Origin of the sequence: Bacillus sp. TH17 (assembly GCF_016651125.1) — a bacterium.
GTDB lineage: Bacteria > Bacillota > Bacilli > Bacillales > Bacillaceae_G > Bacillus_A > Bacillus_A mycoides.
This window is the reverse complement of the sequence record NZ_JAEKEN010000001.1, coordinates 1004696-1021417: the sequence shown is the minus strand read 5'-3', so window position 1 is coordinate 1021417 and position 16722 is coordinate 1004696. Positions and strand designations below refer to the sequence as shown.

Annotated in this window: 18 protein-coding genes; 5 read left to right on the top strand and 13 right to left on the bottom strand. The window is 34.7% G+C overall.

Annotated features, from left to right (window positions below):
- The first annotated feature begins 26 nt into the window (after window positions 1-26).
- Window positions 27-266: a D-alanine--poly(phosphoribitol) ligase subunit DltC gene (dltC, locus tag JFT95_RS05095; protein ID WP_002011622.1), complete on the top strand. Its 240-nt coding sequence runs from the start codon at window positions 27-29 to the stop codon at window positions 264-266.
- Window positions 263-1438, top strand: a complete 1176-nt coding sequence (gene dltD, locus JFT95_RS05090; protein ID WP_002126231.1) for a D-alanyl-lipoteichoic acid biosynthesis protein DltD — start codon at window positions 263-265, stop codon at window positions 1436-1438. Before dltC ends, dltD begins: the two co-directional genes overlap by 4 nt.
- 17 nt (window positions 1439-1455) lie before the next feature.
- Here the strand turns inward: dltD and JFT95_RS05085 are convergent, their stop codons facing one another.
- Window positions 1456-2592 carry an NAD(P)H-dependent flavin oxidoreductase gene (locus JFT95_RS05085; RefSeq protein WP_012260603.1) on the bottom strand — a complete coding sequence of 379 codons (1137 nt, stop codon included), beginning with the start codon at window positions 2590-2592 and terminating at the stop codon, window positions 1456-1458.
- 73 nt (window positions 2593-2665) lie between these two features.
- Here JFT95_RS05085 and JFT95_RS05080 point away from each other — a divergent pair, with 73 nt between their 5' ends.
- Window positions 2666-3586, top strand: coding sequence for a S66 peptidase family protein (locus JFT95_RS05080; RefSeq protein ID WP_002011617.1), 921 nt, complete (start codon window positions 2666-2668; stop codon window positions 3584-3586).
- A 27-nt stretch (window positions 3587-3613) separates the two neighbouring features.
- On the opposite strand, the gene JFT95_RS05075 is transcribed toward JFT95_RS05080, so the two are convergent.
- The 3 genes from JFT95_RS05075 to JFT95_RS05065 all read right to left on the bottom strand — a co-directional run bounded on the left by JFT95_RS05075 (window position 3614) and on the right by JFT95_RS05065 (window position 5141).
- Window positions 3614-4012: an SseB family protein gene (locus JFT95_RS05075; RefSeq protein ID WP_002011614.1), complete on the bottom strand. Its 399-nt coding sequence runs from the start codon at window positions 4010-4012 to the stop codon at window positions 3614-3616.
- An 87-nt stretch (window positions 4013-4099) separates the two neighbouring features.
- Complete coding sequence (locus JFT95_RS05070; RefSeq protein ID WP_012260602.1) at window positions 4100-4654, bottom strand: cysteine hydrolase family protein; 555 nt, start codon at window positions 4652-4654, stop codon at window positions 4100-4102.
- A gap of 13 nt (window positions 4655-4667) precedes the next feature.
- Window positions 4668-5141: a carboxymuconolactone decarboxylase family protein gene (locus tag JFT95_RS05065; RefSeq protein WP_201051637.1), complete on the bottom strand. Its 474-nt coding sequence runs from the start codon at window positions 5139-5141 to the stop codon at window positions 4668-4670.
- A gap of 63 nt (window positions 5142-5204) precedes the next feature.
- Between JFT95_RS05065 and JFT95_RS05060 the strand changes: the two genes are divergently transcribed.
- The gene (locus JFT95_RS05060; protein ID WP_002011610.1) at window positions 5205-5657 is read left to right on the top strand and encodes an Lrp/AsnC family transcriptional regulator; all 453 of its coding nucleotides are present in this window, start codon (window positions 5205-5207) and stop codon (window positions 5655-5657) included.
- 100 nt (window positions 5658-5757) lie between these two features.
- Entirely contained in the window at window positions 5758-5940 is a 183-nt protein-coding gene (locus JFT95_RS05055) for a DUF3913 family protein (RefSeq protein WP_000707108.1), read from the top strand.
- A gap of 29 nt (window positions 5941-5969) precedes the next feature.
- Here JFT95_RS05055 and JFT95_RS05050 read toward each other — a convergent pair whose 3' ends face one another.
- The 9 genes from JFT95_RS05050 to JFT95_RS05010 form a co-directional block, all read right to left on the bottom strand.
- Window positions 5970-6983: a CPBP family intramembrane glutamic endopeptidase gene (locus JFT95_RS05050; protein ID WP_201051635.1), complete on the bottom strand. Its 1014-nt coding sequence runs from the start codon at window positions 6981-6983 to the stop codon at window positions 5970-5972.
- Between the two features lie 464 nt (window positions 6984-7447).
- Entirely contained in the window at window positions 7448-8224 is a 777-nt protein-coding gene (locus JFT95_RS05045; protein WP_002064410.1) for an ABC transporter permease, read from the bottom strand.
- Window positions 8224-9126, bottom strand: coding sequence for an ABC transporter ATP-binding protein (locus JFT95_RS05040; protein WP_012260598.1), 903 nt, complete (start codon window positions 9124-9126; stop codon window positions 8224-8226). Before JFT95_RS05040 ends, JFT95_RS05045 begins: the two co-directional genes overlap by 1 nt.
- A 14-nt stretch (window positions 9127-9140) precedes the next feature.
- Window positions 9141-9932 carry a hypothetical protein gene (locus JFT95_RS05035; protein WP_002140946.1) on the bottom strand — a complete coding sequence of 264 codons (792 nt, stop codon included), beginning with the start codon at window positions 9930-9932 and terminating at the stop codon, window positions 9141-9143.
- On the bottom strand, window positions 9929-10627 hold the full coding sequence (locus JFT95_RS05030; RefSeq protein WP_201051633.1) for an ABC transporter ATP-binding protein: 699 nt from the start codon (window positions 10625-10627) through the stop codon (window positions 9929-9931). The genes JFT95_RS05035 and JFT95_RS05030 overlap by 4 nt, the downstream gene beginning before the upstream one ends.
- Entirely contained in the window at window positions 10624-11004 is a 381-nt protein-coding gene (locus JFT95_RS05025; RefSeq protein WP_002064403.1) for a GntR family transcriptional regulator, read from the bottom strand. The genes JFT95_RS05030 and JFT95_RS05025 overlap by 4 nt, the downstream gene beginning before the upstream one ends.
- 194 nt (window positions 11005-11198) lie before the next feature.
- Entirely contained in the window at window positions 11199-12572 is a 1374-nt protein-coding gene (locus tag JFT95_RS05020) for a putrescine aminotransferase (protein WP_201051631.1), read from the bottom strand.
- Window positions 12573-14066, bottom strand: a complete 1494-nt coding sequence (locus JFT95_RS05015; protein ID WP_201051629.1) for an aldehyde dehydrogenase family protein — start codon at window positions 14064-14066, stop codon at window positions 12573-12575.
- 390 nt (window positions 14067-14456) lie between these two features.
- Window positions 14457-16586, bottom strand: coding sequence for a sigma 54-interacting transcriptional regulator (locus tag JFT95_RS05010; protein WP_201051628.1), 2130 nt, complete (start codon window positions 16584-16586; stop codon window positions 14457-14459).
- Between the last annotated feature and the right edge of the window lie 136 nt (window positions 16587-16722).

Here is a 16722-nt window from a genome sequence, read left to right as displayed (position 1 = left end):
TTTCGGATATAAAGGAGATTTTAAAAATGGCAGAATTCAAAGAGCAAGTATTAGATATTTTAGAAGAAGTATGTGAAAACGATATTGTGAAAGAAAACTTAGATGTTCAATTATTTGAAGAAGGTATTCTTGATTCTTTCGCTGTAGTATCTTTATTAGTAGAATTCCAAGAGCGTTTAGAGATTGAAGTTTCTATTTCTGATTTTGACCGCGATGAGTGGGCTACACCAAATATGGTTATTAAAAAGTTAGAAGAAATCCGATGAACAAAGTGAAATTTGGTCCGATGCTTTTAGCATTGGCCCTTTTTGCTGTATTCTTACTTATTCCTACGCGCTTCCTACTCCCACTTTTAAGTGATGAGAAAGTAGAACAAGCTGCGACTTCTTTAAAAGAAGAAAAGATTCAAAGTATGATTTTACAGCAAAAGATGTTAGCAGACCCGAAATATCTTCCGATGTACGGTTCATCGGAATTCGCACGTATGGATGCTTTCCATCCATCGAATTATTTCAAAGTAAAGCCTGAAGGATTCACACCATTCCTACTTGGGCGCGGTGGAACACAAGACCTTGTACATGTATTAAACTTCACATCTACAATGGATCAATTGAAAGATAAGAAAATGATATTCGTTCTTTCTCCGCAATGGTTTGTACCACAAGGTATTGATGAGACACACTTTGCACCTAACTTTTCAAAACAACAAGGTTACCACTTCATTTTCAACGATGATTTAAAACCTGAAATGAAAAAACAAATTGCAAAACGCTTATTAAACTTTGAGATTGTTAAAAAAGAAACTTTATTAAAAATTTCGCTTGAAGGTATCGCCTACGATGATACAAAGTATAAAGTAAAAGCACTTGCTGCTAAACCTTTCGCTTATATTTATCGTAACATTCTAGATCGTAAAGATTTATTTACAGTTATGTTTAATATTAAGCCGCATAAAGAACAGCTTGATCCATCATTGAAACAAATGAACTGGGAAGAAGCTCGTAAGCATGCTGATCAAACAGGTGCAGTAGAATCAAGCTCCAACGAATATGGTATCGAAGATGATTACTTCAATAGCAAAATTAAGAAGAAATTAAAACAACGTGAAGGTTACTTAAAAAATGATGCTTATGACCAATCACCAGAATATGAAGATTTACAAATTGTACTTGATTTATTAAAACAATCTGGCGCAAAACCGCTCTTCATTTCTGTTCCTGTAAAAGGTCCTTGGTATGATTACGCTGGCTTCCCGAAAGAAAAACGCGAATTATACTACAATAAAGTTCATGAGCAAATTAAGCAAGCTGGCTATCCAATTGCTGATTTCTCAAATCATGAATATGATAAGTACTTCTTAAAAGATCATATGCACTTAGGTTGGAAAGGCTGGGTTTACATCGACGAAGCTATCCAACAATTTTATAAAGCAAACTAACGAAAAGACCGCTTGAATTATTCAAGTGGTCTTTTTTTATATACATCTTGTAATTGTTCAATTACGTTCTCTGCTTCTTTCATGACACGTTTCACTACGTGTTGAGCTGATTCCGTTCGCGCTAATGATGATGCTTGTCCCGCCCAAAGCGACATATACTCTTCCTTATTTTGCTTCGCTGCTTCTTGACGTATTTTTGAAGTTAATACGTTTTGCACTGGATACATCGGTAAATTCTCTTCTCTTCCTTCATGTTTCTCTATAAATTCATTACGAATACCCCGTGCATATTTCCCGGAAAACGCACGGGTTACCGTTGTACTCGTATCTGTACTATGTAAAATCGCCTCTTTATACACGTCATGCGTAATACTTTCTTCACTCGTTAAAAAGGCTGATCCCATTTGAACAGCCTCTGCCCCTAACGCAAATGCCGCAACAAGCCCTTGCCCATTCATTACACCACCTGCTGCAACAATCGGGATATGAGGTACTTCCGCTACTAATTGCGGGATTAATGCAAATGTACCAATCATCGCATCTTGTTCTTTCCCAATAAACGTTCCTCTATGCCCTCCTGCCTCGCTACCTTGCCCGACAATAATATCTACCCCTAACTTAGCAAGTGCTTTCGCTTCCGCTACATGGGTAGCTGTTCCGATAACTTTTATCCCTTCCTTTTTCAAATCATCTATTTCTTCTTTTTCTAACGTTTGAAATGCAAAACTAACGACTGGTACCTTTTCCTCTAATAATACTTGTAATTGTTCTTTATAGCTTTTTGGAAGTTTTAAAGTCTTTTCTTCCTCTATACCTAATTCTCTATTCACTCCACTAAGTAATACTTTCGCCTCGTTTACCTTCTCTTCTTCTATCTGTATCTCTTTCGTTAAAAGTAAATTAACACCGAAAGGCTTATTTGTTAGTTCCCTTATTTTATAAATCGCTTCACGGATTTGTTCTGGGCTCATATACCCTGCTCCAAGCGTACCTAATCCTCCGCTATTACTCACAGCTGCAACAAGTTTTGACGTTGTAATCGCTCCTGCCATACCTGCTTGAATGATCGGATACTTAATTTGTAATATATCTATTACTCGACTTGTAAACATCATTTTCCCTCCTACTTTCCCTATACCTTCTTTATATGACATGCTTTCCCCTTCTTTTACAAGGATTGAACTTTCGCTCAAGCGAATATATTGAAAGAGAAGGAGGCTGAGAACAATGATTTATCCAAATGCTTTGCAAAAAGGTGATACAGTAATGGTTATTGCACCGTCTGGCCCACCAACACTTGAGAATATATTAAAAGGTGTGAACGTATTACAAGAGATGGGATTATCCGTAATAATTGGAAAGAGTGTTTATGAAAAATATGGATATTTAGCTGGAAGTGATCAAGTTCGTCTTGATGATATACATGAAGCATTTACAAATACTGAGGTCAAAGCAGTCTTTTGTGCACGAGGTGGTTACGGCAGCGCTCGTCTCCTCCCTTACATTCAATATGAAATCATTCAACGGAATCCAAAGATTTTTTGGGGATATAGCGATATTACGGCTTTACATACTGCCTTTTCACGTTATGCGGAGCTGGTTACTTTTCATGGTCCAATGATTGAAGAATTAGGAAAAGGTATAGATTCTCTCTCCTTATCTTCTTTCAATCAACTATTCCATCCGTATTCATCTATCTTATATGCATCAGAATGTATCGTACCTACCTCTCCATGTACAGTTACAGGCACATTAGTTGGAGGGAATTTAACTGTGTTAACAAGTATAATTGGCTCGCCCTATGAGATAAATACGTCAAATAAACTTTTATTGCTTGAAGATATTGGTGAAGAACCGTACCGCATTGACCGGATGTTAAATCAACTACTTTTATCTGGACAGTTTAATGAATGCAGCGGCGTTATTTTTACAAGTTGTCACGACTGCAACCCTTCTAAGCCATCTCAATCATTGCAAACAATATTATATGAATATTTCACGCCATATAATATACCTGTGTTATTCGGTTTACCGATTGGACATATAAGTCCAAATATCGGTATTCCCCTCGGAGCTACAGCAACAATAAATACAACTAACAAAACTGTTTCTATTTCTTCTGGTATAGCCACTCCATGTTCAAATTAAAAAGGAAAAGCTGCTAAGCTTTTCCTTTTACTTATAATAATTAAAGATTCGTCCTGATGCTATCTCTGCAATTTCTTCTGGAATAAATGTTTTACTCATATCTGTTCCAACATTTAATACAGCTGTCGCATCTTTCTCGATGCTACCCAATAATTCTTTTCCACGTATCGTAATAAGGGGTGTACCTTCTGGCAACACATCTTTTACAAATTTCAATTGTGTAAAGAACGGAACGATCCATCTACCCTCTCCTTGGAAATGACGCAAACGAAGTGTTCCTTCCGTTGCCCCGTCTTCTGCTTCAAGTGAACCAGCAACATAAAACTCCGTTGTTAAGAGCAATTCATAAAATTCCTTTTGCTTTTGTTTATCATCTCCTGCTAAAACGAGTACTTCTTCTATTTTCTTTACCGGAATTTGCTCCATATGATGACACCCCTATTTTCAAAATGATTATACTTAGATTATACGAAATATTCTTATTTTTTTCTACATAATTCCACAATTATTTTCTTAAAATAATTTTAAAACACCTTCAGTCGTAACGATTTTGGCAAATTCATCATGTAAGTTTACAAGTGTCATATTGTGAATGTCCTCTGCACTATACTCTGTCCCGTCCAGACCTTTACGATTGAATGTAGCCGTCGCATCGCTCACTAAATACGTTGTAAGCCCTAAATTACCTGCCATCCGTGTTGTAGTCTCCACACAATGATTTGTTGTTAATCCTACAATCACTACAGTATTACATTTTTGCTCTCTTAATTGATCTTCTAAATTTGTCCCAATGAACGCGCTATTAACGGATTTCCGGATTATTATTTCATCTGGCATCGGTTGCACTTCTTCTTTAAAGTTTACCGTTTCCACATATTGATAAAACATCGACTGAACATTTTCTTTATTTACATGTTGAATATGAAAAACTGGCAGTTTCCTTTTTCTCCATTCCTCTAACAAACTTTTCATATTTTCTTCCGCAAAAAGGTTATTCCTCGTGCCCCAGTACGGCAAGTTGAATGCTTCTTGTACATCAATGATTATAAGTGCTACTTGATTAAGCATACTATCCTCCTATTTAATTGGGCTGTAATTGAAACAGAAAACCAAGTTGCTGCGACGCAGTAATAAAACAAATATACACGCAAAGCTCTACAATTTCTTTTTCCGTCCAATATTGTTTTAAGACATGAAACATATTATCATCTATCGCCTTTCGGTCATGAACAAATGTATACGCAAAAGTAACTGCGACACTCATTTCTTCTACCTTTTGCATATCATCAGGTCTTCCCTTTGCCATACAGTACGGACATTCATTCCCGTAAGCTAATGTTCTTCTTACTTGCTCCTTCAACTCTGCTGAAAGAGTTCCTTTATTGTACATTGTATCCTCTAACGTACTCCACGAATGTAATAAATCCGGATTATGACCTAATAATTTTTGAAACTTTGTATCTCCTACATTTGATAATGTAATTCTCTCCATCATTTCCCCTCCTATTTCCTTCTTTTTTATTGTAAAATAAATAAAGTTCACTTTACATTTCATATGAATCTTAATTTCAAATTTTTCTTTACAAAAATTATCATTTTACTGGAGGTATATTTACAAATGCAATTAGACCGTGTTGATCGAAAAATTTTAAATGAATTATATAATGATAGCCGCCTTTCGATGCGTGAATTAGCAAAACGAGTAAACTTATCGGCTCCGTCTACTACAGAACGTGTACGTAAACTTGAAAGTGAAGGGATTATTCAAAAATACACAATCGATATCAATTATAAAAAAGCAGGACTTGTTTTAGATTGTATTTTAGAAATCACTTTAAAAAATGGTGATACAACACGTATGCAACAGTTTATTCAGTCTTATCCATCTGCAAGTTTTTGTTACCGAGTAACAGGAAGCTTATGCTACATTGTAAAAATCTCTGTTCCTTCACTCGTTGAACTTGAAGAATTTATCAATGATGTTTCTTCATATGCAACGACAGTTTCTCATATCGTATTATCAGAAGTAGCTCTTACTCCGGACATTGAACATATATTCCCAGAAGATTAATTCATCTTTATTCACAAAAAGAGTAAAAACCCCTTACATTAAGAATAAAAATGATATATCATGTATTAAAATACATAAAGTTCGAGAAAGGGGCTTTACATTGAAAATCTGGTTTTATGAAAAAACGGCACAATTAGATGACTTGCTTGGTATTTGGGACAATGTTCCGACCATCCCTCGAATTGGTGAAAAAGTTGAACTTCTAAAAACCGTTCGGATCGTTACAGATATTAAATATGTAAAGAACGGTAATAATTTTCGTGTAGAGATTATTACAAATTAAAAAGTAGCTCTTTAGGAGCTACTTTTTAATTATCTATTATGCGCTTTCTTTATAACAATTTTATCTTCTTCTACAGAAACTGTTACATAATCATTTTCTTCTAACCGAAGCTTATTTACAGCTTCATCAGGTAGTTCTACAGCCATCAATCTATCTGTTACTATCACTTGGCTATATATTTCATTTTCTTTTGATGTATTCACTACTTTTTCTTCATTTATGAAACGAATCGGTGGCACACCAACTTCTTTTACTGTACGCCATTGGTTCCAAGTAAAAGGAATGAACCATAATAAACCGATAATCACAAGACCAATGCCGATCCATAAATTACTTTGTGCTTGTAATTCAGTAATCGAGATTGCGTCACTTCCATCTCCACCTACAAATTGCATACTCGTTGCAATCAAATTATTTAGAGCATGCACAGCAATATTCGTCCATATATTTTTTGTCTTTATGTATAGAAGGCACATAATAACACCGAACATGAAAGCACCGATAACATCAAAATGTCCTAGTCCAAAAATAAGAGAGGATATAATAACCGCTCGTTTAATCCCCCATTTGTACGCCATTCGCTGCAAGAAAAAACCTCTAAAAATAACCTCTTCCATTATTGGGGCTAATACACATGCTGAAATGAAAGTAAATATCGTCATGTATATGTTACTCGTATTAATTACATTTCCATCTTCTAACATGGTAACTAAGAAATTAGGTAAAGTATGTGCTAAAATATAAAATTGAATTTGGGATATACCGACTGCAAAAATCATTCCCATGATCGTTGCTAATACAATTAACCCCCAATGTAAACGTCCGGGCTTATCAAAAAAACTTTTAAAAACAACATTATTTTTACTTGTTTTTAAATATAGCCACAATAGTGGAAATGCAAAAAATATTGATATTTGTGACAGCAACTCTATCGTATTGTCAGAAGCACCTGATAACCTTAATGGAATCATCGTCAGGAACATCCCTATAATCATCCATCCAAAAAAACTACGTAGCCTTATACGTGAAAATGCATGTTGCATATGGAACACCTCCAGAGATGATATAAAGTGAAACTTTAATCAGTGGGGGTTTTGTTCATCCCCCACTGATTATTAGTTGAACCAATCGGGCTTTTACGGGCAGTTGATCTCCCACCTAACTTCTTTGCTCCAGCCGAATTTTTGGGTGGGAGTTTTACTGCCCGTTAATGCGGGATAAAGTGAAACTTTAATCAGTATTTTATGGGTAGCCCTTCTCCACAAATGGCCGGATAACTAAATTATAATATGAATATAGTTGAAAATCTTCCTATTTTTCTCACTTTATTCCGAATAATATACGTATTAAATTATATAATAACGATCCTATTTGATATACCATATCAATGTTCTTCAACTTAGTTACAATTATGTTCCTAAGTAAATATGTATCTGCCACACTTAAAAGCTACATAAATCAAAAAAGCTGGTTAATAAAAATCCCCGTTAACACGGGGATTTTTCTACTATAATACGTCACGTTTTTGGAATAATACACTTGATGCTACAAGTAATACAGCAAAGTATGCAACTACAAGTAATAATGAAGTTGTAAACGTAAATTCTGTAAATGGTGGTTCTACTCCGCCACTTACTAATTTATTGCTGTCGTACACACTTAAATTTAAATGCGAGAATACAACAAACTTTGCAACACCTTTAGCAAACATCATAAGCACCATTGTAATTGCACTTTGTAAGAAGAATAAGAACAACGAAATAATTAATGGTAATACAGAATTTCTAAATACATTAGCTAAGCAAAATGAAAGAGTTGCAAAGAAGAACGGTGAAAGTACTTGATATAAAATGGACTTCATTACGATTCCTAACGTTACTCCTGTTTTACTACCATCCATTACAATCCCGCCAATAATCATTGAGATTAACGTGCTAGCAAATATGATAAATAATATAGTAAGTAACACTGTAATATATTTAGAGAACAAAACTGTAATTCGTTTTCTCGGACGGATTAATAACTGCTTAATTGTACCTTTTTGGAACTCATCAGTAATTGTACGAGACGCAATCGTAATTCCAAAAATTGTTGCAAATAAGGTAATTAAACCAATCTCTGAACTTACAAAATCTAAATATGATCCTTTAAACTCATTTCCTCCTCCCCATTTCAGCATCGCTAAAACTCCCAAAATCTCCAATGCTGCAATTACACCTATTAAAATGTACATACCTTTTTTCGCATGTAACTTTAAAAATTCATTTTGAATTAATTTAAACATTACGCTTTCACTCCCCCTGTAATCGCTAAGAACTCATCCTCTAACGTTTTATTTTGAACAGTAACACCGTATACGAGTACATCAGCATTCACTAACTGTTTTACAATTTGCGGAATCTCTTCTTTCATTACAGATGCCACAGCTACCTTTCCTTGTACTTTACCTTTAATAATTTCGTTCGCTTTTTGAACTTGATCTACTTCAAATGCAACTACAACTGTTTCATCATGCTTCGCTTGTTCATGTAAGTTATACTCTTGTACAAACTCACCTTGCTTTATAATAACTACGCGATCACACATTAATTCAATTTCACTTAATAAATGACTTGATACAATGACTGCAATATTTTCTTCTTTCGCTAATCGTTGTAAATAATCACGAATTTGGCGAATACCAGCTGGATCTAATCCATTTGTCGGTTCATCTAAAATTAAGATTTTCGGCTGATGAAGTAACGCCTGCGCAATTCCTAAACGCTGTTTCATACCAAGTGAGTATGTTTTCACCTTTTTATGAATCGCATGCTCTAATTCAACAAGCTTTACAATTTCAGCGATGCGCTCTTTACTAATTGGGGTAATCGCCATGTTCGCAAAATGCTTTAAATTTTGCATTCCAGTCATATAATCATATAGCTCGGGATTTTCTACAATCGCTCCAATTTGCTCTAGCGCCTTTTCACGCTCTGTGCGAATACTATGACCACAAATTGTAATATCGCCTTCTGTCATAGAAATAAGACCTGTCATCATACGAATTGTCGTTGTCTTACCGCTACCGTTCGGTCCAAGGAATCCGTATACCTCTCCTTCTCGAACCTCAAATGATAAGCCCCGAATAATTTCTGTTCTACCGATTTTTTTTCGGACATTTTCTAATTTCACTACTACATTTCCCAATGATGATTCCTCCTTTAAACTTCTAGTTTTTTGTCGATGATGCGCCCTGTAACTACTAATAATATAATTGTTAATAAACAGTTAAAACATAGATTTAAAACTGTAATATCTGTACCAGAATAAAATGATGTATTTAAAAAGCCGTTTTGATCTATAAATCCAATATTATTTATGGCAAACACATACTTTTCTATTTGCTGAAAGATATACGTTATTCCCCCATTAAATGCGATAAAAACAACGAATAAGATTACGCAAACAATCTTACTCATCGATGATTTCACATTGAATAGCTTCGTAATTACTATAATTAAATAAATAGAAACTAGCATATTAACAAAATCTAGTCCCCATAAGAAAATAGATAACATATGATGTAATATTCCATAATCATATAAACTGTGGATTGCTTGCTGAACACCTAAATCTGTTTTTCCATTATAAATATTTAAAGAAAAATAGTATAGAAAAATGATTCCTATTCCTAGCAAAATCATAAAAAGTAGTACACAAAATAAAACATTTGCACATATATACTTTTGTGCTGAAATAGAAGTACAACGTAGCATAGAGTTTTTTAGCATTTTTCGAAAAGACGATATACCTGTTAGAAGAATTGCGAATCCATTTATACCTAGTACGATAAAAAATATAATAATGATTATATCTTGCCTACCTGAAATTCTAGCTCCTGAAACTCCTTTCATATTAAATAAAAGAATTAATGAAACTGTAATAAATCCAAAGTAAATAATGGCTATTTTTCTCTTATTACAATTATACAGATAAAGAAAAAGCTGATTCATTTCTCATAGGCCTCCTTAAACAGCTCATGTACTGCTTTCCCCTTTTGAAATCGTAGTTCTTCCACATTTTCATGCAATATTATTTCTCCATCTTTCAAAAAGATTACTTCATCAAATATATTTTCGATTTCTCTTATTAAATGAGTTGATATAAGCAGCGTACAATCTTCACGATAAAATTTAAGGATTAGCTCAAGTACATGCTCCCTAGAAACGAGATCAATCCCGCCAAGCGGTTCATCCAGTACGTATAACTTCGCTTTTCGAGAAAATGTTAAAATAATTTGCAGCTTCTCAATCATCCCTTTTGACAATGCTTTAATTTTTTCTTCTAACGGTATTTTGAATTCTACAATCGTATCTACTGCTTTTTGAATATCGAAGTCTTTATAAAAATCTCTATAGAAAAATAAAGCATCTTTTACAGTCATCCAATCATCAAATACTAGCTTATCGGACATAAATGAAACGATTTTTTTCGTCTCTAATCCTACCTTTTTACCATCTATTGTAATACTACCTTCAGAAGGGTGCTGCAAGCCTGCAATCATTTTCAATAACGTCGTTTTCCCGCTCCCGTTATCTCCAACAAGCCCAACGATTTTCCCTTCTGTAATCTCTATGTTTAATTCCCGGATTACTGCTTTCAATCCGTATCGCTTCCATAGATTTTCTATTTTTAATAGCTCTGTCATTCGTTCTCCTCCCTTTTCTTATTTAATGAAGAACTAAGAATTGAAAGAATTTCTTCTTCTGAAAAACCTAAATTGTCCATTCCATTTATAAAAGAATGAAGCAATTCTTTCGCCATATCTTTTCGCAGCTCCATAATTTTCTCCCCTTCATTCGTTACATATCGCCCCATTCCTCTACGTGTTACAACAACTCCATCCCGTTCTAGTTCTTGAAATGTGCGTTGAATCGTATTTGGATTTACTTGTAATTCACTCGCTAATTCACGTACGGAGGGAATTTTATCGCCAGGCAATAAATGACCCGTTACAATTTCTTTCTTTGTGTATTCCATTACCTGAATGTAAATTGGTGTATTTGGAGAAAACTCGATTTTCATTTCTCCACTCCTGTCTTAGTGTGTTAGTTAAATAGTACACTAAGACAAATTATATGTAAATACTCAACAACAAAAAATGTAATAAAAAGGCAGTGTAACTTTTCGTTACACTGCCTTCCTGTAATAAAATACAGGTAAATCTATTCTAATTATAGTTTCAATCGTTTGAATTCACATATAACCTTATGCGAAATTTATTTTACTTTTACTTGAGCTAGCACAGATTTAAACGTATTAATAACTGTATCTACTTCTTCATAACTAATTGTAAGGGATGGTTCAATACGAATTGTTTTTGAGTTAATTAATGTTCCCGCAACAAGAATACCTTGATCAAACATCGCCTTTGACACTTCATAACCAATCTCGTCTTTATGGAATTCAATCCCAATCATTAAACCTTGACCACGAATTTCAAAAATTTTATCTTCGTGCCCTTCTGCAGCTTGTTTCAATCCATTTAAGAAATACTCCCCAACTTCCATAGCTCGTTCCGGTAATTTCTCTTCCAATAATACATGAATTGTTGCAATTGCAGCAGCACATGCAAGAGGATTTCCTCCAAATGTCGTTGTATGCATAAATGGATTTTCAAACCAACTTTTGAATACTGTTTCTTTCGCAACAATAGCTCCCGCCGGCATTACACCTCCACCAAACGCCTTCGCAAGACAAATAATATCCGGCACTACATCATATAATTCTGCAGCAAACATTTTTCCTGTACGTCCCATTCCAGTTTGTACTTCATCAAAAATAAGGAGTGATCCAAACTCATCACAAAGCTCTCGTACTTGTTTCAAATAATTTTCTGGAGGTAAAATAATACCGCCCTCTCCTTGAATTGGTTCTAAAATAACTGCTGCAACATCTTCTCCTACTAATGCACATGTCTCAAATGTTTTTCTCATCATTTCAATATCGCCAAACGGAACATGACGGAAACCCGGAATTAATGGTAAAAATGGCTTACGGAACATTCCTTTTGCCGTCCCAGATAAAGCACCAAGGCTCTTACCATGGAAAGCACGCGTTGTAGCAATGAAAGTTGTTCGTTCACTATACATTTTTGCTAGTTTTAATGCTGCCTCTACGCTTTCTGTTCCACTATTTGTGAAGAAGGCGTATTTCAAATCACCAGGTGTAATATCCGCTAAAATCTTTGCAAGCATTGCTCGAAGTGGATCCAGTAAATCCTGACTGTGCAATGCTTGACGTTTTAATTGATCTGTCACAGCTTTTACCACTTTCGGATTACGGTGACCAACATTATAAATTCCAAATCCACCTAAACAGTCAATATATCTTTTACCGTTAATATCCATGAAACAAGATCCTTCATCTGACCACTCTACTGCTGCAAATTGTCCATCTTTTGTTACTGTTTTTCTATAAGCAAGAAAACCAGGGTTTACATGCTCTCTAAATCCGTCTACTGTTTCTTTTTGAATCCAGTTTGCCTCTTCTTCAGTAACCTTTTCTTTTTCAATTAACTGTAGTACTTTCGTAATATACTCATTTACATTTGATTCTTTCTCATTCAATTTATTTTTCACGTTCGTTTCCATCTAATTCACTCCTACATTTTTTTTATTTGCAAACCAACCTATTGGCTCTACTTCTAGATTTATATTAATCTGCTTAATTTCTTGAAATTCTTCTAACCCAAAAGTTCCTAGACTACGACCTATACCACTTTGCTTATATCCGCCCCAAGGTGCCTCATTATATGTTGGATGATAACTATTAATCCACGTAATTCCTGCGCGAAGTTTGCGAATCACACGCATTGCTTTTGCACCATCAACTGTAAATACTCCTCCAGCCAAACCATAGTCTGTACCATTTGCCAACTCAATTGCTTCCTGTTCGTCTTTAAACTTTTGAATTACTACAACAGGACCGAAGATTTCTTCCTGGACAATGCGCATATCAGGTTTTACATTGACAAAGACTGTTGGTTCAATAAAGAAACCATCACCTTTTCCATCCTCCATTATTCGTCTACCTCCGCAAGCAACGTTTGCACCTTCGTCTTTCCCAACTTCAATATAGCGTAATACTTTTTCCATATGTTCTTGACTTACAAGTGGCCCCATTTCTGATTCTGGATTATCACCAGGCCCAACGTTAATTTGCTGTGCTCGCTCTACAAAACTATTAACAAATTTATCATAAATCTTTTCCTCTACAAGGATTCTTGATCCTGCTGAACATACTTGTCCGCTACCTGCATAAATACCGAATAGAGCATAATCAATAGCGGTCTCAAAATCTGCATCTGCAAAAATAATATTTGGAGATTTCCCTCCAAGTTCTAACGAAATCTTTTTCATATTATCTGCCGCTGTTCTCATAATGTGCTTACCTGTTTTTGTTCCACCTGTAAAGGAAATCATGTCCACTTTATTACTCGCTGCAATTTCATTTCCTACTATTGGACCGACCCCCATTACCATATTGGCAACACCTTTTGGTAGCCCTACTTTTTCAAGGATTTCGAATAGTTTTGTTGCAGTGATTGGTGTCACTTCAGAAGGTTTAAACACAATTGTATTTCCAGCTGCTAAAGCAGGTGCAATTTTCCATACACTCATCAATAGCGGATAATTCCATGGAACAATTAATCCACAAACACCAACTGGCTCTCTTACAACCATCGCTTGCATCGGATCGGCTACATGATATGTTTGACCATCTGGCTTTGTAATCAATCCGGCATAATAGCGAAAACAAGCCGCTGCATCTCCAATATCTCCTTCTGCCTCACGGTATGTTTTTCCATTATCCATTGTTTCAAGGTATACTAATTCTTCCATATTTTTATCAATTTCATCTGCTATTTTAAATAAATATGATGCCCTTTCAGCAGTGGATGTTGCTGACCAAATTCCGCTATCGAAAGCCGTTCTTGCCACTTCTATCGCGTATTTTGCATCCTCAATCGTTCCCTCAGGTGCATATGCTATACCCTTGCCATTCGCAGGGTTAATAATCGTTCTTTTTTCTTGATCACTAGAGTCTCTCCATTCACCGTTTACATACATTTTTAAATCTAGCACTATATTGAATCCCCCTTCATCGATCGTTTATATATTTATAAGCAATTTCCATGCCAATATTTAAAATTCAAAAGAATCATACATAAAGTGAAACTTTAATTAGCCCTCGCCAATCGGGTGTTTACGGACAGCAGGGCTTCCACCTAACTTCTTTGCTCCACCTGAATTTTGAGGTGGGAGTTTTACTGCCCACAAATAGCGGGATAAACTGACTATTTTCTTAACAACAACAAACATTTTATGCATTTCCGCATACACTATTCCATTTTGCATAAAGCGAAACTTTAATCATTTCCGCTACCGCCTTCACCACTCGGGACTTGAATCCCAGAGAATATGTACATGCTGAGCACACACAAAAAGGAGAAGTCTATGTGACCTTCTCCTTTTTTAGGAATATGAGATGATATCAGCCGCTATCTCTTTTTCACTAACAATCTTTTGATATTTACGACTCACTGAAGATTGGCTGATTCCAAGAGCTTTTGCAGCCTTAGTCGTTGTTTTGTACTGCTTCATTGCAAGTAAAATCAATTGTTCTTCTACAGAATGTAGTGCTTCTTGTAATGGTAATACTCTTGTAATAACTGGTTTTGATTTTTTAAAGTCATAACCAGTTGTTAAAAACTTACTAACAAACTCCGCTTCAATTACTGGATCGTCTGCTGATACTACTAAACGTTCAATCATATTTTGTAATTCACGTACATTTCCTGGCCATGAGTAAAACTCTAGTAAGCTAAGCGCATCTGGAGTTAAATGATAATTTTTATTATATTTTTCATTTAACTGTTGTAAGAAATGAAAGGCAAGTACCGGAACATCTTCCATTCGCTCTCGTAAAGAAGGAACTCGCAGTGGAATTACATTGAGGCGATAAAATAAATCTTCACGGAATGTTCCAGATTCGACCATCTTTTCAAGGCTCTTATTTGTAGCAGCAATAATTTGTACATTTATTTTCATAGGTGTTGTACTTCCAATAGGAATTACTTCTTGTTCCTGCAGGACTCTAAGCAATTTTACTTGCAAATGTAAAGGCATTTCTCCAATTTCATCTAAAAATAAAATACCTTGATCAGCTCGCTTAAAATATCCTTCTTTTCCATTTTTATCGGCTCCTGTAAAAGCACCTTTCGTATAACCAAATAGTTCACTTTCTAGCAAAGTTTCTGGAATTGCACCACAATTTAATTTTAAAAATGGCTTTGAAGATCGGTTTCCAAGTTGATGAATTGCCTGAGCAATTACTTCTTTTCCGACGCCAGATTCTCCAGAAATAAGAACATTGGAAGAAAAATCTGCTATTTTTTTAGCTTGGTTAATAATTTGCTCCATTTTCGGACTACAGTAAATAAGCTTCTTAAGAAAACGATCTTTATTTTTAAAGTCATCTAACTCCTTCTTATATTGCTCTGATATCTTCTTTATTTCATGTAATTCCGTCTTCAATCTCGTTGCTTCGGTAATATCCCTGGAGGCAATAATAATACGATGAAGCTCTCCGTTTTCATTAAATACAGGGTTTCCAACTGCTAATATTTTTCTTCCACTTTTTGTTTCTTGTACAACTGATACCTTTTTTTGTTTTTCCAACACTAATCGCGTAACCGATGGACTAAATAATCCTTTCTTTTCTAGATCTAAAAGATTTTTTCCTAATAAGTCCTTCAAATTACTCCCCCAAAAATCATTGATAACAGTTTCACTATAACGAATTAATTCCCCTTTATGATTAACAACTAATATTTCATCATAAATGCTAGACAAAATTGCATGTAAATCTTTATTTAAATCCTTTATATATTCAATTTCCATCGCCATGTCCTCGACCATCGGCAAATCTTGCACAATAATAACCATTCCTTCAATACTTTGATCAAAGTTTGGAATTGGACTATAGTCAACTAATACACCCATCTCATTTGTGATTTGTAATTGATTCAAGATCGTTTTTCCCGTTGTAAATACGTTATTAATGTGCTCTTCGTTAAAAATCAGTTTTGCTTGTACATTCATAACTTTTTCAGGAGTCGATTTAATCATCTTCAAACCAGACTCATTGCAATTTACAATTTTCTTTTCACGATCTACTACAAAAATCCCCATTGGAATAGACGTTAAAATAATTTTTAATATATCAACACTCTGATTTTCTTGTTTAAATAGTTCTGCAAAAACATCCTCTCTTCTTATATATCCTGTTAGCTCATCCACTTCATTTTTTACTATGGCAATCGGCGCTCCAATAATTTGAAAAAGAGCTGTTAAAGAAATATCTTTACTAAGATGACATATTGTATCTAGTGAAACAGCATTTGAAAGTAATAGCTTAGAAGTTAATTCCTTACTATTTGATAGCAGATCCTTCACATGAACGTATGCAAATAATTTCTCTCCACTTTTTAAAAATAGAAACGATTCTTTTATATTTTTAACATCTATATTCCATTCCTTTTCAGATTGATCGATAGGTAGAGAAACTATGGGTCTAATTTTTGTATGAGCGATGGAAAACATTCTGCTATTCCTCCTTTGAACTATTTAATTTGTATTGTATCATTAAAAACAGATTTTTTTAATTAATCTGAAAATAAAACATTTCTTTCTTTATTTAATAAAAAAAGGAAGATGAGTGCCTCCATCTTCCTCATAG

Coding starts and splice junctions, on each gene's coding strand:
- JFT95_RS05070 (WP_012260602.1), bottom strand. CDS start 4,654: ATGCTTAATCAAGTAGCACTTATAATCATTGATGTACAAGAAGCATTC.
- JFT95_RS05075 (WP_002011614.1), bottom strand. CDS start 4,012: ATGGAGCAAATTCCGGTAAAGAAAATAGAAGAAGTACTCGTTTTAGCA.
- JFT95_RS05020 (WP_201051631.1), bottom strand. CDS start 12,572: ATGGAAACGAACGTGAAAAATAAATTGAATGAGAAAGAATCAAATGTA.
- JFT95_RS05085 (WP_012260603.1), bottom strand. CDS start 2,592: ATGTCATATAAAGAAGGTATAGGGAAAGTAGGAGGGAAAATGATGTTT.
- JFT95_RS05010 (WP_201051628.1), bottom strand. CDS start 16,586: ATGTTTTCCATCGCTCATACAAAAATTAGACCCATAGTTTCTCTACCT.
- dltD (WP_002126231.1), top strand. CDS start 263: ATGAACAAAGTGAAATTTGGTCCGATGCTTTTAGCATTGGCCCTTTTT.
- JFT95_RS05060 (WP_002011610.1), top strand. CDS start 5,205: ATGCAATTAGACCGTGTTGATCGAAAAATTTTAAATGAATTATATAAT.
- dltC (WP_002011622.1), top strand. CDS start 27: ATGGCAGAATTCAAAGAGCAAGTATTAGATATTTTAGAAGAAGTATGT.
- JFT95_RS05030 (WP_201051633.1), bottom strand. CDS start 10,627: ATGACAGAGCTATTAAAAATAGAAAATCTATGGAAGCGATACGGATTG.
- JFT95_RS05080 (WP_002011617.1), top strand. CDS start 2,666: ATGATTTATCCAAATGCTTTGCAAAAAGGTGATACAGTAATGGTTATT.
- JFT95_RS05045 (WP_002064410.1), bottom strand. CDS start 8,224: ATGTTTAAATTAATTCAAAATGAATTTTTAAAGTTACATGCGAAAAAA.
- JFT95_RS05050 (WP_201051635.1), bottom strand. CDS start 6,983: ATGCAACATGCATTTTCACGTATAAGGCTACGTAGTTTTTTTGGATGG.
- JFT95_RS05035 (WP_002140946.1), bottom strand. CDS start 9,932: ATGAATCAGCTTTTTCTTTATCTGTATAATTGTAATAAGAGAAAAATA.
- JFT95_RS05025 (WP_002064403.1), bottom strand. CDS start 11,004: ATGAAAATCGAGTTTTCTCCAAATACACCAATTTACATTCAGGTAATG.
- JFT95_RS05065 (WP_201051637.1), bottom strand. CDS start 5,141: ATGAAATGTAAAGTGAACTTTATTTATTTTACAATAAAAAAGAAGGAA.